The following is a 22,619-nucleotide window of genomic DNA, read 5'->3' as shown; positions in this document are numbered from 1 at the left end:
AAAAGCTTTATTTAAGAACGTCTTAAATTGGTTTAGTCAAACCCTTTACCAGATTCTAGGGCTTTATGCCGTTCAGTGTTTGGGTTTTTAAGCAAGGTGTTGTTTTTTACCAACCCTGAAACAATCGCACACAATTGTAATGTTGGAGTATGCCTTACTGTAACATCTTCAAAGTTTACAAAATCGATCAAAGTTTTGTCTTTAACTCCAAGCTTCACTTTAAGCTTATCTTTGTTTTCTTTTAGAAAAGTTTTTATGTTACAACGTTCATCGTTACCATTATAGCCTAGTTGTGGTAAAGCATCAATTAACGGTCTATAATTATCGAAAAATATTATTTCAGTGGTAACTTGAGCTTTGATCTCCAAATTCTCTGGGCTGACATATTTACCATCAGCTTGTAGTTTTGCTATGTGTTTTATTATGAGTTTAGCAATATCTATTTTATTTTCGTTAAAAGCAAGTTGAAGTGGTGTTTTGCCATCAAAACTTTTATCATTAATATCAGCGCCATAATCAAGAAGAAGTTGTACCGTATTTAGATCACCTTTTTGAACAAAATAACATAATGGTGTGTTGACACCGTCACCTATAAAATTAGCATCACTACCACGCTCAAGCAAAAGTTGCACCATATCTGGGTTCCCAGCATAATATAATGGTGTTGGATAATAATGCCCTTTAGCATGAACATTAGCACCACTTTCAATCAGAAGCTTTGCTTTATTCAAATCTCCTCCTCTAACAGCTAGGTGTAGTAGCGTGCCAAAAAATATATTTTCAGCATTAACATCATCACAATCATCAAGGAGCTTTGCTAAAAAGCTATTATTATCTTTAATGTCAGCATCAGCACCCTTTGGCGTAAGTTCCTTGGCTCTAGTTACGTCACCCTCTTCTAGCTCTCTTCTACTCATAAATTACCTCACACAACTCTATTAATATACTATTATATAGTACTAATAATTAATTATAAGTAATGTCAAGCTTTTCACTTGCCCAGTACATTAAGTTTCAGTATCTGCTACTTAATAAGAATAGAAAACATGAAAATTTTATTTAATTTTCTCTACACTTTGGTATACAATTAGCTTTTAACTATTTGAATATGGCTGGCCATTCACAATTTTCAAATATAAAACACCGCAAAGGTGCGCAAGATGCAAAGCGCTCTCAAAAATTTACAAAGCTGATTAGAGAAATAACAGTTGCTGCAAAACAAGGATTGCCTGATCCTGAGTTAAATCCACGTCTTCGCTCTGCTATATTTGCTGCACGCAAAGAAAATTTACCAAAAGATAAAATAGAAATAGCTATAAAAAATGCAGCAGGTAATATCGCTGGAGAAAATTACGAGGAGATACAATATGAAGGCCATGGACCTTCTGCTACTTCATTGATTGTGCATATTCTAACGAATAATCGCAACCGTACTGCTTCTGAAGTGCGTTATATCTTTTCTCGCAAGGGTGGAAATTTAGGAGAAACAGGAAGCGTTAGTTACCTTTTTGATCATGTGGGCTTAATCGTATATAAAGCAGAAGGTGTAAATTTTGATGATCTATTTAATTATGGAATCGAATTGGAAGTGCTCAATGTTGAGGAAAATCAAGCAGAAGGGGTATATGTTATAACCTGCGCAGTCAAAGATTTTGGCAAAGTACGTGATGCCCTTTATGCAAAATTTGGAGAGCCAGAACTTGCTAGCCTTTCGTGGCAACCAAAGGATTTGATTGAGGTTAGTGATAAAGAGTTGATTGATAAGTTATCTGCATTAGTTGAAGAGCTAGAGGATAACGATGATGTACAGCATGTGGAAGGTAACTTTACTTTTATTAATGATAATCCTATTACTTAAATTATGAAATCAATTCTATTTACACTATTTTATATTTTACTCGCATTTAATGCCAGTGCTGCTGAAACACTAACCAACAAAAAACAAGTTTTATTGATATCAAAAGATAAAAATCTTAAACTTTTCATAAATCCTTTAAATGGTGATTATCGCATATCTTCAAAATTTGGTAATAGAAAGCACCCTATTCGTGGCAAAATTGCTTTTCATAAAGGGGTGGACTATGCAGCTAAGCTTGGTACTCCAATACATGCTACTGCAGAAGGTGTTATAGAATATATAGGGAATAATGGTGGCTATGGGAAGTATATAAGGATAAAGCATACAAATGAGTATTCAACCTGCTATGCACACATAAGTAGATTTAATAATAATTTAAAATTAGGCTCTAAAGTAAAGCAGGGGGAAGTAATTGCTTATGTTGGTAGTACTGGTGCTGCAACAGGACCTCATTTGCATTACGAAGTGATATATAAAGGTAAACACATTGATCCACTTACACTAATACAATAAAAATTACTTGATCATAAATTAGAGGAATTTAAATTATTAATTGATAAGATAGATGAAAATAATTAGCAATAGTTAATTAAATAGAAATTTAAAAAGATTAAGAGGCAATAATGAACGATAGAAAACTAAATCAACTTGGCTTATTTCCTACATTAATATTAGGGTTAACTTTACTTGGTATAATATTATTTTGTTTGACATACGATAGTAATGTAGGAATTAACTTTGCTGTAATAAGCGTCGCTTTAATATTACTATTTTCTCAAGGATTTTTTATCAACAATCCTAATGAAGCAAGAGTAATAGAGTTTTTCGGGTATTATATTGGTACTTATTTTCAACCAGGTATGTTTATAACAATCCCATTTGCAAGTAAGTATGTTATCTCTCTAAAGTTCCAAAACATTAATACAGATAAAATAAAAGTTAATGATGCAAATGGAAATCCAATTGAAATTTCAGCTGTAATTGTTTGGAGAGTTAATAGTCCGGCAAAGGCGTATTATAACGTCAATAATTATCATGAATTTGTTTTTGTGCAAAGTGATTCAGTAATAAGAGAATTAGCAAGCAATTATCCATATGATAGTGAGAGTGATGAAGAGTCTTTACGTAAAAATTCTGATAAAATTTCAGATGAATTACGTTCTATGTTGCAGTATAGACTGGATATTGCTGGAATTGAAATTACGGAAGCAAGAATATCGCATTTAGCATACGCATCAGAAATTGCACAAGCGATGTTAAAACGCCAACAAGCACATGCCATTACCTCTGCAAGAAGATATATAGTGCAAAATGCAATAGTTATTGTTGAGGAAGTTATAGATCACTTTAAAAAAAATAAAAGCATACAATTGGATGAAAAGCAAAGGGTTCAATTGATAAATAATTTGCTGATAGCTCTGATCTCTGACCACGACACACAACCAACTATTAGTTTAGATAATCAGATGTAACATTGTAGTATTTGGGGAAGCATATAATTATAATGATGAACTTCAGTAATCGCTTTACTAACCAAGATATAAACTTTTATATTGTCGGCCTGAGCTAATTTTTGGTCGTATGCTAACAATGATTAATTGGATTCAAAGTGGCATTCCTAATCACAAAATTCAATGCATTATTAATAGCATGGTAAAACAAAATTTGGTAAACTTAGTTGGTATTTAGTTAAAAATAACAATGAAAAAATTTTTAGAAGGTTTGTTAATCTGGTTAGTAATTATAGTCCTGATTTCAGTTTGTTATATCCAGTTTAGTGGAGATATAGGTAAAAGTAAAACAACTATACCTTTTTCAGAGTTTTTAACTAGGTTAGAGGACAATGATGTAGAAAATGTTGTAATAAAAAATCAGAGCGTTGAAGGTAATTTTAAGGATGGGTCAAGCTTTAATTCAAGTGGCGTCATATATAGCGATCTAATAAAAAATTTACATGATAGGAAGGTGAATTTCTCCTTTTCAACTGGAGATTCTGCAATGAGCGTAATTGGCGGAATATTAATTTCATGGGTTCCAACATTTATTTTTATTGGCTTATTGCTATTCTTTTTAAAGCAAACACAAGCTGGAGGAAACAGAACTATAAGTTTCGGCAAATCAAGAGCTAGACTCATGACCAGTGGGAAAAAAGTAACGTTTGATGATGTTGCTGGCATTGATGAGGCAAAGGAAGAATTGGTGGAAATTGTTGATTTTCTTAAACATAGACAAAAATTTCAAGCATTAGGTGGAAAAATACCAAAAGGATGTCTTTTAATTGGCTCGCCTGGAACCGGTAAAACCCTCCTTGCTCGCGCAATTGCTGGTGAAGCTAATGTACCGTTTTTTAGCATCTCTGGATCTGATTTTGTTGAGATGTTTGTTGGTGTTGGCGCAAGTCGTGTTCGTGATATGTTTGATCAAGGCAAAAAAAACGCTCCTTGTATAATTTTTATAGATGAAATAGACGCTGTTGGTAGACACCGTGGTATTGGCCTTGGTGGAGGTAATGACGAAAGAGAACAGACATTAAATCAATTATTAGTCGAAATGGACGGTTTTGAATCCAATGAAGGTGTGATAATAATTGCTGCAACTAACCGACCAGACGTTTTGGATCCTGCATTACTTAGACCTGGACGTTTCGATCGACAAATTACTATTTCTTTACCTGATATAAATGGACGTGAGAAAATATTAAATACACATATAAAGAAAATATCAATGGCACCAGATGTAAATGTGAAAACAGTTGCAAGAGGAACGCCTGGTTTTTCAGGGGCTGACTTAGCAAATTTAGTAAATGAGTCTGCACTTATTGCTGCAAGAAGAAATAAGAAAATTGTTACCATGGATGATTTTGAATATGCGCGTGATAAAGTGATGATGGGAGTGGAAAGACGATCTCTCATGATGAAAGAAGAGGAGAAGAAGCTGACAGCATATCATGAAGCTGGTCATGCGATAATTGCTGTTAATATGCCAGCCTCTGATCCAATACATAAAGCAACGATTATTCCTCGCGGTAGGGCACTAGGTTTAGTTATGAGGCTACCAGAAACTGATAGGGTATCTCTCACAAGAGAAAAGATGATAGCAGATATAACCGTTGCTATGGGTGGAAGAGTAGCAGAAGAATTGATCTTTGGTTATGACAAGGTTACAAGTGGTGCATCCTCTGATATAAAACAGGCATCTGACTTATCACGCGCTATGGTAACAAAATGGGGAATGAGTGACAAAATAGGTCTTGTGTACCATAATCGTGAACAAACTGTACATGGTTCTGATGTAATTTCTGAAGATACATTAAAGGTTATAGATGAGGAAGTAAAAAGCGTTATATCTTCTTGTTATGAAAATGCAAAGAATATTTTGACTGAGCATAGGAAAGGATTAGATCTTATTGCTGAAAATCTACTTGAATTTGAAACTTTAACAGGCGATGAAATAAAAGATATCTTGAGTGGCAAGAAAGTTGTCAGGGATGAAGATCAAAATAATGAGGAAATAAAAAAATCTTCTCTATATTAGATTAGATTTTGGTAGTGCCCAAGAATTCATGACCTAAACAGAGTTTCCCCTGCTTCTTTGCGTTCACCTTCTGACCGCCGCCATTTAGTAGACGCAGGATCAGTTGGTGCAGGGTGGGTTACTATAACTTCTTCAAACTTGGAGCCATTCTGCACGCTCTTTTTAGCTCCTTGAACTGGGGTGTTTAAAATAATATCACTAATATCCTTGCTGAACTTTTCACCATATTCTTCCGCTTGCTCTTTATCTTCCTTTTGTTTTTGTTGTACTTGCTCCTGCACTTTTACGTTTACTACATCTTTATCATGGGATGAAAAAGATTTGTCAGGACCATCACTAGTGCATTCTTCGTCATTTGAGAAAAGAACTTTTACCGCCTTATATTCAGCAGCAACAAAACCAAAAACAGCAGATCCTATTACTATAGGATAAGGAATGGTAAAAAGACCAAATACTGACATTGGGCCGCTTAGTCCACCTAATGATATTACAATAATGAGAGTAATAATAGGCCATAAAGATTTACGTAAGAATTTTGTTACCACCTCTTCTTCATTCAGTTGCTTTTTGTTTTTCTTTTCTTCCTCCTTGCCTAAAATTTTTTCAAATCCTGGTATTTTTCTTAATAAGCTTACCCCAGGCATGTTATTTTTAATGCCATTAAAAAACCAATCCCAAGCTTCTGTTCCGCGTGCTGCACCTATACTGTCATCTACTACTTCTTTTATTTCATCTCCTTCTAAACTCTTCTCATCAGCTAGCTTTCCTGATACTTTTTTTATTTCACCATTTTTTAAATTTTTCTTATCAGCTAAGCCTTCTGCCCTAATTTTTTTATATACCAAAACTAAAAGTCGAGAAAAATTTTCTTCATTGAGTTTATTAAGTTCTTTTATCTTTTTTTGATCAACTTTAAATATATTCTTATGATTTGCTAATAAAAAATTAAAAATTTTCTTTTCTTCTTCACTCTGCAATCGAGCTAACAGTTCCTTTTGCTTGTCTAAAAGTTCTTTATAAGCATCATAGTCTGCTCCTTCTATTTGTGGATCTAAAAGTTTTTCTTGTATCTTCTGTATATACTGGTGTGTATCCTTCTCTAGATTTTTCAAGGTATTTAGGAAAGCATTATAGATTATCGTACGCTCTTCACGGATTTTCTTCTCTTTTAGAGTTACAGCGGGAAGGTCCAGAAAAAAAATTGAACTTTCTGCTTGTGAGGTTGATATAGCTACCATAGCTGACCTAATTTATATTTATTATTTATTCTAACATATTTTCTCTGCTACTTCAAATAATTCATGCCTTTAGCACTTGAATAATCCTTAAAATGTAAATGACAATTAAGGAATTTTAAATACTTTTATCCCAATTATCTCCAACTTTTATTTCTACATAAAGTGGCACAGAAAGCTTCACAACGTTTTCCATTACATCCTTCATCAGCTCTGCCGTTTCTTGCACCCTCCCCTCCTCTACTTCAACCAGCAATTCGTCATGAATCTGTAATATCATTTTACCTGCTTTTAGCCGGTCAAAAAGCTGAATCATTGCACGTTTTATAATGTCCGCAGCTGTACCTTGCAGTGGTGCATTAATTGCTGCTCTCTCTGCAAATTGTCTTATGTAAGAAATCGTATTATGTATATCCTTCACAAAACACCTTCTACCAAACAAAGTTTCTACATAGCCATTTGATCTGGCAATCGCTATTATCTCTTCCATATAGGTCTTTATTTCTGGGTAGCAGGAAAAATAATAATTAATATATTCAGCAGCTTCGGCAATGGTGATGCCAAGCTGCTTTGCAAGGCCAAACGGACTAATGCCATATATGATTCCAAAATTAATAGATTTTGCTTTTCTTCTTAGCTGCTCACTTACATTTGCACCTTCTTGCACGCCAAAAACTTGCCTTGCAGTGATATCGTGAATATCTTGTCCATTCGCAAAAGCCTCTTTAAATGCAGCAACATTTGCCACATGCGCTAAAAGTCTCAGTTCTATTTGTGAGTAATCAGCAGAAATTATTTTATGTCCTTTTGGTGCAATAAATGCCTGTCTGATAAGATTTCCTTCTTTGCTTCTGATTGGAATATTTTGCAAATTGGGATTGCTGGAGCTGAGCCTACCAGTTGCAGTGACAGTAGTTGAGAAATTTGTATGTATTCTACCATCCTGGGAATTAACTTGCTTTATTAGCGCATCAGTGTATGTGCCCTTTAATTTACTTAAATGCCGCCAATGTAAAATTTTACTTGCGATTTCCACCCCTTCTATTTCAAGCTCTTCTAGTACTTCAGAATTTGTGCTATAAGTACCTGATTTTTTTGACTTTTTCTTTTTATTCAGTCCCATCTTATTGAATAAAATATCACTCAATTGTTTTGGTGAAGCGATGTTAAATTTCTCTCCTGCTAAGTTATATATCTCATTCTCAAGCACAGCAATTACCTGCTGAAACTTATCCGACATCTCCTGCAATTTTTGAGTATCCAGCAATATTCCATTTTTTTCCATATCAAATATCACTTTCATAAGTGGCTTATCAAAGCGCTCGTAAATTGTGAATAATTTTTCCTGAAATAATCTTTGTTCCAACCTTTTATGAAGAGTAATTAAAGTTTTTGCTGAGAAAATTTCTACATTCCCGCTCAAATTATGTGCAACTATGTTTCGAATGCTGTGATCATGCTTTCCTGTGTCTAAGCTATATGACATTATCATCAAATCATCGATTGAGCCTAAAGTTTTCTCTATTGCAGGCAAAATTTTTCTAATTTCCTTAATGTCATGTATTACTTTAAGTATTCGATTTGAAAATAAAGTCGAGTTAATTGTGATGAGCGCCTCTTGTATGCTAGCTTGCTCTATATAGAAAACATTATTCTCATCATAAGATAAGGAAATCTTACTTAATGTATTACTTTCAAAGTGAAAATAAATTGCGATTTTACCTTCATATCTACAATGCTCCAAAAATTTCTCTAGTGCTTCACTACTATATTCTGATTTCTCTTCTGCATCCAATGCATTGTAGGAAAAAAGTTTTTCTACTTTTCCTATCAGGGAATTAAATTCATACTTCTTTAAAAAGGATAATAACTTCTCTATATTTGGAGAATGGATCTCATATTTTGCAATATCATGCTGAAAATCTATATTTTCACATAGTGATATAAGCTCTCTTGAAATTAACGCTTTTTCCTTATGTTCGGTGAGGATATTACGTATTCTGGTTTGTTCTATCTTATCTACGTTTTTTAAGATATCATCCAGTGAGCCAAATTCATCCAGTAACTTAGCTGCAGTTTTAGGACCGATTCCTGGCACTCCTGGAATGTTATCAGATGCATCTCCAGTTAAAGAAAGTAAATCAAGTAGTTTGTTTGAATTTACACCAAACTTTTCTACCACGCGTTTTTCATCTATATATATGTTTTTTATAGGATCAAATATTAAAATATTGTGATTTAAAAGTTGAAATAAATCTTTATCTGATGAAACGACCACCACTTTAAAACCTTGAGTGTTGCCATAATTTGCAGCTAGTGTTGCAATTATGTCATCTGCTTCATAGCCTTCAATCTCTTCATAGCTCAGGTTGAAAGCTTCCACCGCTTCTCTGAGTATCGCAAACTGCGGAGTTAAATCTTCAGGAGGAGTTACTCTATTTGCTTTATATTCAGAATATAAATCATGCCTAAAATTTTTCTTACCAGAATCAAATGCTATGGTTAAGTAGTCCGAATGGGCTATATACTTAAGGAGCATGTTCAAAAAGCCATATACACCACCTATTGGTAGTCCAGTGGTAGTAACTAAGTGAGGTAATACGTAATAGGCTCTAAAGAGAAAGCCGTAGCCATCAATGATCGTGAAAGTTTTTTCTTTCATTGTAGGTATTTTTGTATGACTCGATAGTCCATTATTTAACCACAAAAATCAAGTTCTTGTTTTTGCTCGTCAATTTGTTATATATCATATTGGTTAATAAAATAATATATTTACTTTAAATTTAAATTATAATACTTAAATAAAATATAAATTTTATTAATAGATTAAGAGGTAAAAATGCTTATAAGTGAACAATTCAGCAAACTATATGAGTACAAGGACTATTGCTCAGAACTTAAGGACTATTTTCAAAGCAATGGACTACGCAGAACAGAACTAGTGGCTTTCTATAGAGAAATAGATCTTTACTTACCTATGGTTGGTGTAGAAACTGATGAATCAAAAAAGGAAGATCTACAAGATATATCAAATAATTTAGTGATAGGGGTACAATATAGAAAAAATTATTACAAATTTAAGTTTATAATTGATCTAATTAACGATATTGAGATAAAAATATTACAAGAAATGCAAGACGTAGTTCAGCAGTGGAAAGACGAGGTGAAGCTTGAAATAGGTAGTAGATTCTTCGCATGTATCACAGATCAAAAAGGTTATAACGATTATAAAGAGCTTAAATCTTTACTAAGTCAATTAAAAGTTCAAGAATGGAAAATGAAGCTTGATCAAAAATTTGAAGAGAGCAAGCATAAACAACTTGATATTATTGCAAAAGAAATTAACAGTAAATATATAAGTAGGTTAATAGATAACAACAACCAATATAATCTTAAAGGACATTACATAACTCTAGAAGAAGTTCTCAACAGAGCTAATCCAACACGTGAAGATAAGAACATCTTGCTTAAGTGGGATATACATCAAGTTAAAACTTTCTTGGAAGATCAAGCATTAACAGAACTAGATAAAGAGGCATTAAAGGAGATAAAGAAAGACTTGCAAAAAGAGAAGGATAAAAGCAAAAAAGATTTTGATCCAAGAGATGATTGGATTCAGAATTTGAGAGAAACTAGGGACAGATATGTTAAAAATTCGAGAAAAATTAGGAGTGCTATACCCTCCTCAGTCAAGCATGGAAGAGACATATGTGTGCAGTCAAGGGCATCAACGCTAAAACACTAACCTGCAGTGAGGCTACTGCAGTTTTTTTTAAAAGGTCAGCACTTATAACTCTAACTTGAAAATCTTATTTGCATCAACTATATTATATCACTTAATAAAGTAATATATTTACCATAAATTAGCAATATATTCTTTAAATAGAATATAGCTTTTATTAATTTGCTAAAAATAATATTAATATATGATTAATAACTGTTGCTTAAAATAAAATTATGTTAATAAATCAAGGAGTTAAAAATGGTAAAGGAAGTAAAAGAAGAGATAGAAAATAATTTTGACACAATGGCTTCTTTTCTTGAGTTTGGTAATACTCAGTATAAGCAAGGCTCAGTAGAAAGAACAGCACCACAGGTTTTACACTTTTCAACACAGAATGGAAAACATAAACTTAGCGGATCAGATATAAGCTGTCCAGTTGCTTTTGATCCTTCCACAATAAAAAGGGAGGAAGTAGCAATAAGATTTAATGCAAGTAATCAAGATGTTATACAGGATGACAATCAAACTCTTTTAACTTTCTCTAGTGGTAGCTCAGGTAGAGACTCAACTTCAAGCGGTAATGGAATATCATCTAATTCACCGCAAACAAGATCAAAAGAAGTAGCAGATAGTACAAATCAACCAGAGCAACAACAAAGTCCAGATCAACGAAGAGCTGGCATTTACTTCAGAAAAAATGGTAGAAGGATAACAGTTATAGTACTTTCCAAAGCAAATGATAACTGTATAATGACCATTTAGGCATGTAGGAAAAGTGATGGTATACAGTGTTGATTTAAGAGAGAAAGCAGTATCTTTGGTTAAAAAAGGAAAGCCAAAGGAAGAGGTTGCAGAACTTTTGGAGATAGGAATAGCAACGTTATACAGATGGCTAAAAAAGAAGGCTGCAGGTGAGAGCTTAAAACCAGCAAAAATGAGTGGTTTTATAAGAAAAATAGATCCAAAAATGCTGAAAGAGTATGTTAAAAAACACCCAGATCAGACGCTAATGGAGATGAAACAAAACCTAGGATTTGGGATAAATTCGATCTGGTATAGGCTGAAGCAGTTAAAAATCACAAGAAAAAAAAGACCACGCTTTACCGAGAGCGGAACCACGAAGATAGGCAAAAATTTGTCGAAAAAGTTGCCAAAATAGACCATGAAAGCATTGTGTATATAGATGAAGCAGGAGTCGATAATAGGCTATACCCAGAATATGGAAGAGCTCCACGAGGGGGAGAAAATTTATGCAGACATTACGGGCAAAAAACGCGAGAGAATCAGTATGACAGGTGGGTGGATTAAGAAAAATTTTATTGCGCCCATGACCTTCACTGGAGGGTGCGATAAGGATGTATTCAATGCGTAGCTGGAGCAAATATTGCTACCAAAGTTGCCTGTTGGTACAACTATAATTATGGATAATGCTGCTTTTCATAAAACCGCTAAAACAAGGGAATTAATAGAATCTATAGGTTGCTATTTGCTCTATCTTCCTACGTACTCACCAGATCTGAATCCAATTGAGCATTGCTGGCATACGATTAAAAGCTGGCTCAGGACTCGCATGCATCAGCAGGATAATCTACACCTTTTGGTTGGTAAGGCGATTATGGAAGTTTATCACTTGTATTAGAAAGTACTATAAAACTTTCATTTTACATGCTTTTAGTCGTTTTTACCTACTTTCTACCTTTTCGCAGGGGGCTCCTATTTTCACTACTTCATTCGCATTCATTTTTGGGCGACAATGACCTTCATGCCCAACCTGTGCCCCTATTGCTCTTTGGCTTATCTTCTTTGGTTTTGTATAATTCTTTGGAGCTTGGTATCGATGAATTTTTTGAATTTAAGCCGAGCTTTTCTCTTAATTCAGCATTTTCGATCCTTACTGCCTTATTCTCAGCCCTCAAATTTTCGTTTTCTATCTCCAATCCCTTTATTTCTGCTTTTAGCTGCTCTATTTCTGTTTTTAAGTTTTTTGAGAAGACTTGCTAGTAGATCAGACATACTTACCACACATACCACCTATATTTTTAGCATTTCTTTTCTACTACTTATTTTACCGCTCCGCTGAACGGATACCTTTTTCTGGGTAAAGTCACTTACTTTGAGAAGTACTATATACTAACATTTCCCATTCATGATTCATTTTCCACTAAGTTACTCTGAATTTTGGTTATATTGTTTGTAGATTTTACTGCTGAAATCTCAAATTTCGAGTGAGTTTTCAAGAAGGATTCAACTGACTTACCAAAAAAATCATATCTCCACCCCTTAAATAATTTATCTGTCTGTCCAGATATTGATTTGATCAATTCATCTTTTGAAGAAACTAATTTTCTTGATATATTACTTTCTTTGCATTTATTCTCTAAAATAATTGATAGTATATCAAATACTGATTTATCATAACTACTTGGCATCGGCTGTATCCACTTTTTCTCATTTGCATCAAAAATATTGATAAGCTCTAGCAAATCTTCGTCTTTTATATTTCTTGTATTTTCTTTTATATCGTCCAGAATTTCACTAAGATTTTCTACGTTTTTTTCAATCAAATTAGTTATCACAGAATTGTTAATCACCTTGTTACGATTCATATTGTAACGTTGTGCTAAGGTTTCTTGCCACTCACAAACCGCTTTAATGGTAACTTCTCATATATCATGCCATCATACTTTGGGACTATACATCTAAAGTCAGTTCTATGTCACCTCTATAATTACTTGTAAAAAGATATATTTAGGTATACCTTTAGGTTTGTTGAATATAGACGTCAGGAACTATGGGGATTGATGATAAAGTAATTTTTAAGATTTATAAACCAACGAAAGTTGCAACGCAATCTGGCTTAGGTAATACAAGCCTCTGGCATCTTAAAATCGAATCATCTGATTCTTATTACATTGACTCCCTAATGGGTTGGGTTGGCTCAAAAGATCCAAGAAAACAGATTGTATTAAAATTTGATTCTTTCGAAAAAGCAGTGTTCTACGCAAAAAAACGTAACGTTAAATATGTAATTGAAACTCCCAAAAATGTTAAAATGCTACCAAAGTCTTATTCAGATAACTTTTTGCTCAACTAAACATTATGTGATATTTTGCAATTAGTTGTTGAATTTAATGTTTCTATCTGTATCATAGATATACATGCTTAAAAAATGTGTGTAGCTTATTTAAATAATAAATATTGAGGAACTTTATATGTCGAATATTTTCTCTATTGCAGGTGAATATTGTACGGGCGGTTATTGCGATTTTTATACTGGAGGAGTTAGTCCTAGCGATATCGTGTTAGGTAGTTTTAGTTTAACTTCAGATAGCGGAAAAGAAGCTACAGTAAATCTAGATGCTGCAACATTCAATATTAATATTGCTGTTGATGGTCAAAAAATAGGGCTTAAAGGCAATGAATTCATAACGCAAGGTGATGGTTCTTGGTATATTGAAAAAGATACTGACAGTGATACGTTTAAAATTACAATAACGCCGTTATAATTTTACATTTCAGGCGTAACATTTAGTATTGGTGCTATTCTGCTTATAATATTTTTGACCACAGGTGCGGCGATTATTCCTCCAGTGGAAAATTTCGTGCCATGCGGCTCATCAATGGCAATCAGTACTATATATCTTGGATCAAGCGTAGTTAGCACTCCTATAAAAGATGCTATGTTTGCATTCTTATCGTATTTACCATTTATGACTTTTTCTGCTGATCCGGTTTTTCCTCCTATTGAATATGCTTTTATGTTGGCTCTTGTGCCAGTTCCATCTGTTACTGCTGCACGTAACAATTTTCGCAGCTCTCTGGAAGTTCTTCTTGTGAGGATTTGTTCTCCAATGCTTTTTTTATCCAATATAAAAGTTGCGTTGTGAAATATTCCATCATTAACCAGTCCAGCTGCAGTTTGTGCGATATGCATAGGAGTAACGGCTACTCCGTAACCGTATGATGCTGTGATTAGCGTACTTTCACTCCATCTACTTGGTACTATTGGCATAGATTTTTCTGGAATTTCTATTTTTAAAGGAGAAAATAGCTTCATAGCTTTAAAATATTCTACTTGTTTTTCAACACCTAATTTAGCCGCAATTTTTGCTGCACCAATGTTGGATGATTTGATAAATATATCTCGTACTGTGATTTTTGGAATTTTAGATTTGTGAAAATCATGGATCTTATATTTTCCAATAGTAATCGGGTTTGATACGTCATATAGATCGCTAATTTTTGTAACATTTGCATCAAGCGCTGCAGCTATTGTAAAGAATTTCAGCACCGATCCCATCTCATACACTCCAAGGCTAGCACGGTTGAATTTTTGTGCATCTTCTGCCTTGTTCTGAAGATTGGGATTAAAGTCAGGTAGACTAACCATGGAAATGATTTCACTATTTTTCACATTTAAAACAATTCCCACTCCTCCTAGCGCTTGGTATTTATTAATAGCTTTGGCTAATTCATCATGTACTACATTTTGCACTCGTAAATCCAGCGATAGCTGAATATGCCGATCAGATGTCATCCCAGCGCGTGACGCTGAAGTCCATATGTTTTTGCTTATATATGCCTCAATGCCAGCAATACCGTTGCCATCTATATCAGTATAACCAAGCACATGCGCAAATAAGTTACTGTGTGGGTATATGCGTTTTATATCATCGTAAAAATTTATTCCTGGCACGCCAGTATTTTTTATTACTAGCAATTCTTTAGGAGTTAAATGCCGTTTTATCCAAGCAAATTTTTTTTTTGAAGTAAGTAATTTATATAGATTCTCATATTTGAGGTCGTTAAAAACGGAACACAATTGTTCTGCTATGCCTTCCGGATTCTTCACTTTAGTTGGGTTTATATATAGTGACGTTGTAGGTACATTTGTTGCGATTACTACTCCATTTCTATCCAAAATATCTGGTTGCTTATATGCTTTGTTAATCTGTTTTAAATCCTCAGGAACACTCTGATGATCAAATGTTAAAGAGAAAATACGAAAAATAATTATTATATAAAATACAAACAATGGTACTATAAAGTATAACGAGCGGAGCTTGTTTTTAAGTAACACTTTCATATTTATTTGATTTAAAAAAGATGGAAATTATCTTAGCTGAACCACGAGGCTTTTGTGCTGGAGTAAAAAGAGCTGTAGACATATTAGCTATTACTTTAGAAAAATACCGAAACAAGTGCCAAGTGTATGTGCTACACGAAATTGTTCACAATAAGTATATAGTAGAGGATTTCAAGAGACAAGGAGTGGTTTTTGTAAACAGTATTGATGAAATCAAGGATAATGGGGGAATACTGATATTTAGTGCACATGGAGTATCCAAGAGTATAGAAGACGAAGCTAAAAAAAAGGATATTCAAGTTATCGATGCAACGTGTCCTTTGGTTAGCAAGGTACACAAGGAAGCGCAAAGGTATGAGAAAAGTGGCAAAGAGCTAATCCTAATTGGGCACGAAAATCATCCAGAAGTTAAAGGAATCAGAGGAAGGGTGAATAACCCCATAGCCTTAGTGCAAACCGTACAGGACGTATATGATTTGCAAGTTAAGGACTCAAGCAATTTATCCTACGTTACGCAAACTACGTTAAGTATAGATGATACTCGCGAAATTATTGCTGCCCTGAAGTCAAGATTTCCAAGCATTACAGGTCCTGATTTAAAGGATATATGCTATGCAACACAAAACAGGCAAAATGCTGTAAAAAAACTAGCTGAAATTGTAGATATGGTGTTAATCATAGGAAGTAAAAATAGTTCGAATTCAAACCGATTATTGGATCTATGTATTGCTAAAGGCAAAAGAGCATACTTGATTGATAACTACAGTTGTATAGATGAAAGCTGGTTACAAGGAGTAGAAAAAATAGGAATTACTGTAGGTGCCTCTGCCCCCGGTGTATTAGTGGATGAACTAATAAATTATTTGAAAACAAACATGGACGTTAAAGTCTCGATTATGCCAGGTGGCATTACTGAAAACGTTCAGTTTAAAATACCAGAATTGATTTAAAAGATAACTTATCTATATCTAACACACGTTTCAGTAATCATCACATCCAGTTTTTGATCATGTACTTCTGTAGGTAAATTTTTATAATATTGCTTTTCATATGCAATACCTATAAATATTTTTCCAAGAGGTCTAAGTTTTTTCATTGTTTTATCATACCAACCACCACCAAACCCTAGCCTATTAAAATGATCATCAAAAGCGATAATAGGAGTAATAATTATGTCAGGAATTATATTCCCACCTGCTTTATTCCATTCCTCAAATTTTAGTAGCTTCTCTTTATTTGGGATTGCTATTTTACATTCTAAATCGAGTAAGCTATACATCAAAGGTATAACATTTATTTCTCCATCGATCGGGATGTAAGCTGCTATTGTTTTGCCATTAACACAATTTAAATTATGATGAAAGAGATTGGTAATGGCTTTTGCTGCGTAATTAGAATAACTCTCATCAATGTTTTTTCTTATAGCTCTGTATTGTTCTCTTATTTCCTTTTTTTGTTGTTTAATATCTTCGAGCATGATCTATCCACTTTGCAGTGAGTTTTTCCTGTAAGCTATTCTGTCCTAAACGCTCATTGAGAAAATCAAAATCAACAGTTTCCATATCCTGATCTTGATTGCTGCAGCTATAAACAAAACATTCTTCTCCTGTTTTTTGATCTATATGTCGTTGCACACACTGAGCACAAATCTCTTTCATCATACATTGCATCGGAGAATTAATTGATGATATTGCCACGTGGCTTGGTTTTAGATATGGTTTTAAGGTTGATTTTCTCGCTTCATTTACAGCTTTCATCATTCTGCCGGAACCAATAGTAATAATTTTATCTATAGCGTTTAAATTAATTGTGGGCACACCTAATTCTCCTTTTTGATAAGAGATTATTGCACCCACTATATTGCCGTGAAAGGATTTATCTTGATCTCTGTTTGTTTCTAATAATCCTTCTTCACATGCCCAAACTACCACACTTGATGCATTCTCTATCAGTGTTCGTTTAAATGCATCATTTAATTTTTTATAGCCAGCAAAATACAAAACCTTACTGTTATTTTCAAGGCATGCCTTACCTATCGAAAACAGTACTGCATTTCCAACTCCACCACCAATTAACATTATATTCTTCACGTACTATTTTAATCATGGCAATTTATTTTATTCAACTGTTTTTAGGCAATGCCATTTTTAGAAACATCGTCAAGTGTCATTATTAAAATTTATGGTAAATTAATCTATCAACACATACAACTCCGGGGAGTTTATTATTGACTATTTACAATAAATAGTATAATATAGTTAATAAATATTTAATATTTATAATAAATCATTAAGTTAATATATTAATAATTTGGAGTGAACTATGTTGACACAAACAGAACTTGATGAACAGCTTATCTGGGCTCTTAGTAAAGATCCTTGGAGAATAGATGAAGAAGAAGTAGAAAAATCAATAAAGGACGGAGCAAGTGCTAATGCAGTAAACCCTGATGGATATACTGCTCTTTATTATCCTTTGAGCTTGGGAAGATCTGACACTCCCACAAATTGTAGGAGGGTAATGGAGATACTTTTAAATGGAGGTTCAGACGTTAATAAAGTGTACCATGATGGATATACACCTCTTCATGACGCTTTGCAATTAGGAAAGTCTCATCCAACTGGAGATTGGAAGGAAGTAACGGAGCTACTTTTAAGTAGAGGGGCAGATCTCAACATTAGAGTAAAACACATCTATGACCACGGAAGTATAACTTTGTTACACGCTGCAGCTAGAGCAGATGTAAATGCTGAGAGAGTAACATTTTTATTGGATAAAGGTATAAATGCGAATGAGCTAGACAAGAAAGGTAGGACTCCTTTGCATCATGCTGCACAAAATGGACAGGTAGAGGTGATAAAAGCTCTTTTAGATAGAGGTGCAACAATTGATGCTCTCGATAAAGATAATAGTACTCCTTTGCATGAAGCCGCAGAAGAACGCAGAACAGGAGCAGTAAAGCTTCTACTCCAAAAAGGCGCAAAACCCAATATACAAGATCGCTATGGCAAGACACCGTTGTACGCAGCGATATCAAGCGCTAGTGGAAGGTTTCTTAAGGGTCACACCGAGATTTAATAAATGCACTTGTGGAAGCAGCCCTTGAGTGCGTTTATTTACCAGATAAGAGTGGAACAAACCCATTTGAATGGGCCAGTGATGCAGCTAATGAATATTACTTTGAATACCTACAAAGTGCTATTGCTAAAACTGAAGGTAAGGCAGCACAAAAATTAAAGGTATCTGTAGAACCGAAGCTTGGTATTAATAATGCTGAGCCAGATCCTAGTAGCAACCTCAGTACAGCAAATGTTAAAGCTAGACAACAAAGAGGAAAACAGTGTTTAATCATGTAGTATAAGTTTCTTTCATGCCATTCAAACTGGAATCCATCAATATGGATTCCAGTGTTATGGATTACGTTAGTTGCTTATCCTGCTTTTTTAACCACATAAACCCAAAAATAGCTATGAGTAAACATGCAGGGATAATGGATGTTGCTTTTATTAGCAATTCGGCACTGTAAACAGGATTTTCCTGTATAACCGTTCTATCCCAATATAAATCTATTATTTTTGCAATTCCAGTGTGAAAAAAATAACCAAAAACCATGATGATCATATTTGATACAGCTGTGGCCAGGCCCACCAAGTTATTATTTACATAACTTAGTGCTTTGTAAATTGTCACCACTTGATATCCAGATGCAAACCCAATAATGAAAAGTGCAGGTAGTGCAATGTATAAGCCACCAATCTGAGTAAAAAGTAATAGAAAACCAGCGATCATTGCAAATGAACACGCAATAATTGCCTCATAATGTTTGTTTTTATACTTTTCCAATAAATAAGCCAAAGAGAATGATCCTGTTAACATTCCTATCAATATTACGGAAGTGAGAGAAGATGCCAAGTCTTCACTTATTTCATATACTTCAAAAAAGAATGCCTTTGCCCAACCATCTGCAAAACCTTCCATTGTACCAACCATAAGCCCACCAAAAAAGCTAATTAGAATGATATGCTTGTTGAAAAACACTGTTTTTAAGTCTTTAATGCTGACTTTTTCTTGTTGAGTATTGATGCTCGGTGTTACAAAAAATAGTAACAGAGCAAGTAAACAACCGAATGCCGAAAATATATAGAAAACACAGCTCCAGCCAAATTTATTTAGCAAGAAGTCAAGCGGTAATCCTCCACATATACCTCCTAATAACCCTATTATTATGGATAAGCTTGCCATTCTTGCTGATTTTTCTTGTGAAAAATACATGCTTGCAACTTTAAAAAGTCCAATTGCTGAAGCAGATGATCCAATTCCCACAATTATTCTACCAATTATTGAATAACTCCACTCATCAAAGCATATGAGAGGTAATGTTCCAGTAAATGTTAAAACAATACATGCAGGCAAAACAAATTTTGGTCCAAATCTATCAAGAAGAATACCAATAGGAATATGAGCAAGCGTATAACCTATATAGTATATACCACCAAATTGACCCACATCTGCAATGCTTATATTAAATTTTGTGATTAATTCAGGTGCGATTATGTTTGGAATTACGCGCAATATGTATTGATAAGCATAGAACAGGGATGCCAACAACCATATTAAAAAATTTCTCTGTAGCATTAACTTTACCTCAAACCTGGGATTATAAACACTTTAGTTAGAAAAACAAAGTTTTATAAATATTTATTTTGCTTTAAACCTCTTGCATAATCATTTAAAGGGCGGTGATTACTGGGATTGTAAAGGTCACGCAATTCGACGGCAAAAAAGGGAAACAGGTGCAAAATTTTTCCTATGATGTTCTGTGATACCATAAAGATTAATGGCATTAATGTGTTCTTTTGTTCCATACCCCTTATTTTTATGCCAATTATATTCAGGGTGTTTATCATGTAGCTCTTGCATAAATCGATCTCTGGTTACTTTTGCAATTATTGAAGCTGCTGCAATTGATGTACTCAAATTATCGCCGTTTACTATGGACTGTACCTGCCATTTTACTTCAGGTGGTTGATTGCCATCCACCAAAACATAATCAAGCTCTAGATTCAGATTTATCAACGCACGTTCCATTGAAAGTTTCATTGCTTTTAAGATATTATACGCATTTATTTCCTCCACACTTGCTATTCCTACACAAAATTTTGCAACAGATATTATTTTTTCATATAGAATTTCTCTAAATTTAGGAGTCAATTTTTTCGAGTCGTTAATTCCATCGATAATTATACTTCTATCTGTAAACACCACAGCTGCAGACATTACTGGACCAGCTAGCGGACCTCTACCAACTTCATCCACTCCTGCTATAATTCCGGATAATCTATTTTCTAATGTAAAATCTGGGTATGTCATAAGTTTTTATAATAAGCAAGTTACTGTAAAAACTGAAAAGATAATAGAAATTATCCAAAATTTCATAACTATTGTGTTTTCAGGCCACCCTTTCTTTTCAAAGTGATGATGTATTGGTGACATAAGGAAAATTCTTTCCCCCTGCCCATATCTAAATTTTGTATATTTAAAATATGATACTTGAATGATTACAGAAAAAGTTTCTATCACAAAGATCATTCCAATAATAGCAAAAAGCACTTCTCTTTTAATGAGAATGCTAGTTAATCCCAGTGCTGCACCTATCGAAAGACTACCAACGTCACCCATAAATATTTTTGCTGGATGTGTGTTAAACCACAAGAAACTTAAAATTGCTCCTATAAATGCAATGCAGAATAAAATAATGTTTATGTCTGCTTGAGTTATGTATGCAATTAGCCCCAAAGCAGCAAAGGAAGTTATTACTTGAGTTGCAGCAAGGCCATCCAAACCATCAGCAAGATTTACGGCATTGGAAGAGCCTACAATTACAAATGCGGTAAATGGAACATATAGATAGCCAAGGTCGATTATCATCTCTTTAAATAGGTACGTTTTTGTAAAGCCTTCGGCGGAGTATACCTTAAGTATAGACATACCAATCAGAGCGACAATAAATTGAATAAGTATTTTAGCTTTTCCACTTAAACCTCGATGATGATTTGCCTTTAATTTTAAATAATCATCGATAAATCCAAGCAGAGCAAAACAGAGAGTTACAAATATCAAGAGCAGAATTTCAGGTGTTAACTTAACCCAAAGTAAAATCGGGAATAAAGAGGAAATCAATATTACTATCCCACCCATGGTCGGAATATCTTTTTTTGTAATCAAATGATTTTCTGGCCCGTATGGTCTAATTGGTTGCCCATCTTTACTGATTTTTTTTAGAAGCTTTATAAAATAAGGAAAAAGAATCAATCCAAAAAAAAATGAGGTAAAAAATATTTTTGTGGTTAAAGTCACCTATCTCTTTAAAATTTATTATTATACCCTGTTACTCACAAATGTTATAGCACATAAATATCTGCTATTTGGCATAAAAGTGTGTATGGTAAGAAATACTTTTCTTTTAAACAACAAATATGAAAAATCTGAATGACGCTATATCCAAAATCACTGACTATAAATTTACAAATGAGGATATACTGGAAGAAGCATTAACTCACCCAAGCGTCAATAGAAAAAATAGTCAAAACCAAATTATAAGCTATGAAAGATTAGAATTTTTGGGTGATAGCGTTTTGAACATGGTTGTATCTGCTATGCTGTTTAAATTATTTTCGGAAGAACAAGAAGGAGCGTTGGCAAGAAGAAAAACAGATTTAGTTTGTGGAAGCACCATTGCTAACGTTGCTAAAGAGATAGGGCTAAGTGATTTTATCATCATGAATAATAGTGAACGCTGTAATGGAGGAAAGTGTAACTTAAAAAATTTAGAAAATGCGCTCGAAGCACTGATTGGTGCAATTTATATTGATGGTGGATTTGAAAATGTTGCAAGATTTATCACTCAATACTGGGAAAAGTTAGCTAAAAACACACTCAATCCTCCTCAGGATCCTAAAACCTCATTGCAAGAGTGGACTCAAAAAAGCAAATTGCCTCTACCAGAGTATAAGCTTGTAAAACAAACTGGACCAGCACACATCCCTGAATTTACTATATCAGTTTGCATAGAAAATTATGGTGAAGTTTTTGCATGCGCTTCTAGTAAAAAAGTTGCTGAGCAAAAAGCTGCTGAATTGATGCTAGAAAAAATCGAAGAAAATAATTTGGAATCATAAAGCC

The 22,619-nt window shown here is 33.9% G+C and carries 23 protein-coding genes and 3 pseudogenes; 15 read left to right on the top strand and 11 right to left on the bottom strand.

What is annotated here, in order from left to right:
* Positions 1-32: 32 nt before the first annotated feature.
* Entirely contained in the window at positions 33-917 is an 885-nt protein-coding gene (locus tag AAGD89_RS03135; protein ID WP_341808802.1) for an ankyrin repeat domain-containing protein, read from the bottom strand.
* Between the two features lie 191 nt (positions 918-1,108).
* Here AAGD89_RS03135 and AAGD89_RS03130 point away from each other — a divergent pair, with 191 nt between their 5' ends.
* The 4 genes and pseudogenes from AAGD89_RS03130 to ftsH all read left to right on the top strand — a co-directional run bounded on the left by AAGD89_RS03130 (position 1,109) and on the right by ftsH (position 5,392).
* Entirely contained in the window at positions 1,109-1,858 is a 750-nt protein-coding gene (locus AAGD89_RS03130) for a YebC/PmpR family DNA-binding transcriptional regulator (RefSeq protein WP_341808801.1), read from the top strand.
* Positions 1,859-1,921: 63 nt separating this feature from the next.
* Positions 1,922-2,368 (top strand): annotated as a pseudogene (locus tag AAGD89_RS03125) (M23 family metallopeptidase); the annotation flags it as partial.
* A gap of 113 nt (positions 2,369-2,481) precedes the next feature.
* Positions 2,482-3,330: an SPFH domain-containing protein gene (locus AAGD89_RS03120; protein WP_341808800.1), complete on the top strand. Its 849-nt coding sequence runs from the start codon at positions 2,482-2,484 to the stop codon at positions 3,328-3,330.
* Between the two features lie 229 nt (positions 3,331-3,559).
* A complete protein-coding gene (gene ftsH / locus AAGD89_RS03115; protein ID WP_341808799.1) occupies positions 3,560-5,392 on the top strand; it encodes an ATP-dependent zinc metalloprotease FtsH in 1,833 nt (610 codons plus the stop codon).
* 26 nt (positions 5,393-5,418) lie between these two features.
* Here the strand turns inward: ftsH and AAGD89_RS03110 are convergent, their stop codons facing one another.
* Together AAGD89_RS03110 and polA are read right to left on the bottom strand one after the other, a co-directional pair.
* Positions 5,419-6,630: a hypothetical protein gene (locus AAGD89_RS03110; protein WP_341808798.1), complete on the bottom strand. Its 1,212-nt coding sequence runs from the start codon at positions 6,628-6,630 to the stop codon at positions 5,419-5,421.
* Between the two features lie 115 nt (positions 6,631-6,745).
* Positions 6,746-9,289, bottom strand: coding sequence for a DNA polymerase I (gene polA, locus AAGD89_RS03105; protein ID WP_341808906.1), 2,544 nt, complete (start codon positions 9,287-9,289; stop codon positions 6,746-6,748).
* A gap of 177 nt (positions 9,290-9,466) precedes the next feature.
* On the opposite strand from polA, the gene AAGD89_RS03100 reads away from it, so the two are divergent.
* The 5 genes from AAGD89_RS03100 to AAGD89_RS07270 all read left to right on the top strand — a co-directional run bounded on the left by AAGD89_RS03100 (position 9,467) and on the right by AAGD89_RS07270 (position 11,990).
* On the top strand, positions 9,467-10,372 hold the full coding sequence (locus AAGD89_RS03100) for a hypothetical protein (RefSeq protein WP_341808797.1): 906 nt from the start codon (positions 9,467-9,469) through the stop codon (positions 10,370-10,372).
* Between the two features lie 237 nt (positions 10,373-10,609).
* Entirely contained in the window at positions 10,610-11,113 is a 504-nt protein-coding gene (locus tag AAGD89_RS03095) for a hypothetical protein (RefSeq protein ID WP_341808796.1), read from the top strand.
* A gap of 16 nt (positions 11,114-11,129) precedes the next feature.
* The gene (locus AAGD89_RS03090) at positions 11,130-11,510 is read left to right on the top strand and encodes an IS630 transposase-related protein (protein WP_341808723.1); all 381 of its coding nucleotides are present in this window, start codon (positions 11,130-11,132) and stop codon (positions 11,508-11,510) included.
* 24 nt (positions 11,511-11,534) lie between these two features.
* A complete protein-coding gene (locus tag AAGD89_RS03085) occupies positions 11,535-11,723 on the top strand; it encodes a hypothetical protein (protein WP_341807927.1) in 189 nt (62 codons plus the stop codon).
* A gap of 48 nt (positions 11,724-11,771) precedes the next feature.
* Entirely contained in the window at positions 11,772-11,990 is a 219-nt protein-coding gene (locus AAGD89_RS07270; protein ID WP_410541844.1) for a transposase, read from the top strand.
* Positions 11,991-12,050: 60 nt separating this feature from the next.
* Here AAGD89_RS07270 and AAGD89_RS03080 read toward each other — a convergent pair.
* Positions 12,051-12,318, bottom strand: a pseudogene (locus tag AAGD89_RS03080) (DUF6444 domain-containing protein); the annotation flags it as partial.
* 177 nt (positions 12,319-12,495) lie between these two features.
* A pseudogene (locus AAGD89_RS03075) lies at positions 12,496-13,011 on the bottom strand (ribonuclease D); the annotation flags it as partial.
* Positions 13,012-13,142: 131 nt separating this feature from the next.
* On the opposite strand from AAGD89_RS03075, the gene AAGD89_RS03070 reads away from it, so the two are divergent.
* Both AAGD89_RS03070 and AAGD89_RS03065 read left to right on the top strand, forming a co-directional pair.
* On the top strand, positions 13,143-13,445 hold the full coding sequence (locus tag AAGD89_RS03070) for an NADH dehydrogenase ubiquinone Fe-S protein 4 (protein WP_341808795.1): 303 nt from the start codon (positions 13,143-13,145) through the stop codon (positions 13,443-13,445).
* 118 nt (positions 13,446-13,563) lie between these two features.
* Positions 13,564-13,857 carry a hypothetical protein gene (locus AAGD89_RS03065; RefSeq protein WP_341808794.1) on the top strand — a complete coding sequence of 98 codons (294 nt, stop codon included), beginning with the start codon at positions 13,564-13,566 and terminating at the stop codon, positions 13,855-13,857.
* 2 nt (positions 13,858-13,859) lie between these two features.
* Here the strand turns inward: AAGD89_RS03065 and AAGD89_RS03060 are convergent, their stop codons facing one another.
* Positions 13,860-15,437: a penicillin-binding protein 2 gene (locus tag AAGD89_RS03060; RefSeq protein WP_341808793.1), complete on the bottom strand. Its 1,578-nt coding sequence runs from the start codon at positions 15,435-15,437 to the stop codon at positions 13,860-13,862.
* Positions 15,438-15,457: 20 nt separating this feature from the next.
* Between AAGD89_RS03060 and ispH the strand changes: the two genes are divergently transcribed.
* Positions 15,458-16,387, top strand: coding sequence for a 4-hydroxy-3-methylbut-2-enyl diphosphate reductase (gene ispH / locus AAGD89_RS03055; protein WP_341808792.1), 930 nt, complete (start codon positions 15,458-15,460; stop codon positions 16,385-16,387).
* A gap of 8 nt (positions 16,388-16,395) precedes the next feature.
* Here ispH and AAGD89_RS03050 read toward each other — a convergent pair whose 3' ends face one another.
* Together AAGD89_RS03050 and AAGD89_RS03045 are read right to left on the bottom strand one after the other, a co-directional pair.
* Positions 16,396-16,914, bottom strand: coding sequence for a 5-formyltetrahydrofolate cyclo-ligase (locus AAGD89_RS03050; protein WP_341808791.1), 519 nt, complete (start codon positions 16,912-16,914; stop codon positions 16,396-16,398).
* Positions 16,898-17,527, bottom strand: a complete 630-nt coding sequence (locus AAGD89_RS03045; protein WP_341808790.1) for an oxidoreductase — start codon at positions 17,525-17,527, stop codon at positions 16,898-16,900. The genes AAGD89_RS03050 and AAGD89_RS03045 overlap by 17 nt, the downstream gene beginning before the upstream one ends.
* 232 nt (positions 17,528-17,759) lie before the next feature.
* Between AAGD89_RS03045 and AAGD89_RS03040 the strand changes: the two genes are divergently transcribed.
* Complete coding sequence (locus AAGD89_RS03040; protein WP_341808789.1) at positions 17,760-18,515, top strand: ankyrin repeat domain-containing protein; 756 nt, start codon at positions 17,760-17,762, stop codon at positions 18,513-18,515.
* Between the two features lie 11 nt (positions 18,516-18,526).
* A complete protein-coding gene (locus AAGD89_RS03035; protein WP_341808788.1) occupies positions 18,527-18,793 on the top strand; it encodes a hypothetical protein in 267 nt (88 codons plus the stop codon).
* A 61-nt stretch (positions 18,794-18,854) separates the two neighbouring features.
* On the opposite strand, the gene AAGD89_RS03030 is transcribed toward AAGD89_RS03035, so the two are convergent.
* The 3 genes from AAGD89_RS03030 to mraY all read right to left on the bottom strand — a co-directional run bounded on the left by AAGD89_RS03030 (position 18,855) and on the right by mraY (position 21,794).
* Positions 18,855-20,072 carry an MFS transporter gene (locus AAGD89_RS03030; protein ID WP_341808787.1) on the bottom strand — a complete coding sequence of 406 codons (1,218 nt, stop codon included), beginning with the start codon at positions 20,070-20,072 and terminating at the stop codon, positions 18,855-18,857.
* A 126-nt stretch (positions 20,073-20,198) separates the two neighbouring features.
* On the bottom strand, positions 20,199-20,807 hold the full coding sequence (locus tag AAGD89_RS03025) for a ribonuclease HII (RefSeq protein WP_341808786.1): 609 nt from the start codon (positions 20,805-20,807) through the stop codon (positions 20,199-20,201).
* 6 nt (positions 20,808-20,813) lie between these two features.
* Entirely contained in the window at positions 20,814-21,794 is a 981-nt protein-coding gene (gene mraY / locus AAGD89_RS03020) for a phospho-N-acetylmuramoyl-pentapeptide-transferase (RefSeq protein WP_341808785.1), read from the bottom strand.
* Between the two features lie 119 nt (positions 21,795-21,913).
* Here mraY and rnc point away from each other — a divergent pair, with 119 nt between their 5' ends.
* Entirely contained in the window at positions 21,914-22,615 is a 702-nt protein-coding gene (gene rnc, locus AAGD89_RS03015; protein ID WP_341808783.1) for a ribonuclease III, read from the top strand.
* The last annotated feature ends 4 nt before the right edge of the window (positions 22,616-22,619 follow it).

The organism is Wolbachia endosymbiont (group E) of Neria commutata (assembly GCF_964026735.1).
In the GTDB taxonomy this organism is placed as follows: domain Bacteria; phylum Pseudomonadota; class Alphaproteobacteria; order Rickettsiales; family Anaplasmataceae; genus Wolbachia.
This window is presented reverse-complemented; position numbering and strand designations above follow the sequence as displayed.

Bases quoted from the DNA above. Each gene is read 5' to 3' on its own strand.
- AAGD89_RS03135 (WP_341808802.1), bottom strand. From the start codon at position 917: ATGAGTAGAAGAGAGCTAGAAGAGGGTGACGTAACTAGAGCCAAGGAA.
- AAGD89_RS03130 (WP_341808801.1), top strand. From the start codon at position 1,109: ATGGCTGGCCATTCACAATTTTCAAATATAAAACACCGCAAAGGTGCG.
- AAGD89_RS03120 (WP_341808800.1), top strand. From the start codon at position 2,482: ATGAACGATAGAAAACTAAATCAACTTGGCTTATTTCCTACATTAATA.
- ftsH (WP_341808799.1), top strand. From the start codon at position 3,560: ATGAAAAAATTTTTAGAAGGTTTGTTAATCTGGTTAGTAATTATAGTC.
- AAGD89_RS03110 (WP_341808798.1), bottom strand. From the start codon at position 6,630: ATGGTAGCTATATCAACCTCACAAGCAGAAAGTTCAATTTTTTTTCTG.
- polA (WP_341808906.1), bottom strand. From the start codon at position 9,289: ATGAAAGAAAAAACTTTCACGATCATTGATGGCTACGGCTTTCTCTTT.
- AAGD89_RS03100 (WP_341808797.1), top strand. From the start codon at position 9,467: ATGCTTATAAGTGAACAATTCAGCAAACTATATGAGTACAAGGACTAT.
- AAGD89_RS03095 (WP_341808796.1), top strand. From the start codon at position 10,610: ATGGTAAAGGAAGTAAAAGAAGAGATAGAAAATAATTTTGACACAATG.
- AAGD89_RS03090 (WP_341808723.1), top strand. From the start codon at position 11,130: ATGGTATACAGTGTTGATTTAAGAGAGAAAGCAGTATCTTTGGTTAAA.
- AAGD89_RS03085 (WP_341807927.1), top strand. From the start codon at position 11,535: ATGAAGCAGGAGTCGATAATAGGCTATACCCAGAATATGGAAGAGCTC.
- AAGD89_RS07270 (WP_410541844.1), top strand. From the start codon at position 11,772: ATGGATAATGCTGCTTTTCATAAAACCGCTAAAACAAGGGAATTAATA.
- AAGD89_RS03070 (WP_341808795.1), top strand. From the start codon at position 13,143: ATGGGGATTGATGATAAAGTAATTTTTAAGATTTATAAACCAACGAAA.
- AAGD89_RS03065 (WP_341808794.1), top strand. From the start codon at position 13,564: ATGTCGAATATTTTCTCTATTGCAGGTGAATATTGTACGGGCGGTTAT.
- AAGD89_RS03060 (WP_341808793.1), bottom strand. From the start codon at position 15,437: ATGAAAGTGTTACTTAAAAACAAGCTCCGCTCGTTATACTTTATAGTA.
- ispH (WP_341808792.1), top strand. From the start codon at position 15,458: ATGGAAATTATCTTAGCTGAACCACGAGGCTTTTGTGCTGGAGTAAAA.
- AAGD89_RS03050 (WP_341808791.1), bottom strand. From the start codon at position 16,914: ATGCTCGAAGATATTAAACAACAAAAAAAGGAAATAAGAGAACAATAC.
- AAGD89_RS03040 (WP_341808789.1), top strand. From the start codon at position 17,760: ATGTTGACACAAACAGAACTTGATGAACAGCTTATCTGGGCTCTTAGT.
- AAGD89_RS03030 (WP_341808787.1), bottom strand. From the start codon at position 20,072: ATGCTACAGAGAAATTTTTTAATATGGTTGTTGGCATCCCTGTTCTAT.
- AAGD89_RS03025 (WP_341808786.1), bottom strand. From the start codon at position 20,807: ATGACATACCCAGATTTTACATTAGAAAATAGATTATCCGGAATTATA.
- rnc (WP_341808783.1), top strand. From the start codon at position 21,914: ATGAAAAATCTGAATGACGCTATATCCAAAATCACTGACTATAAATTT.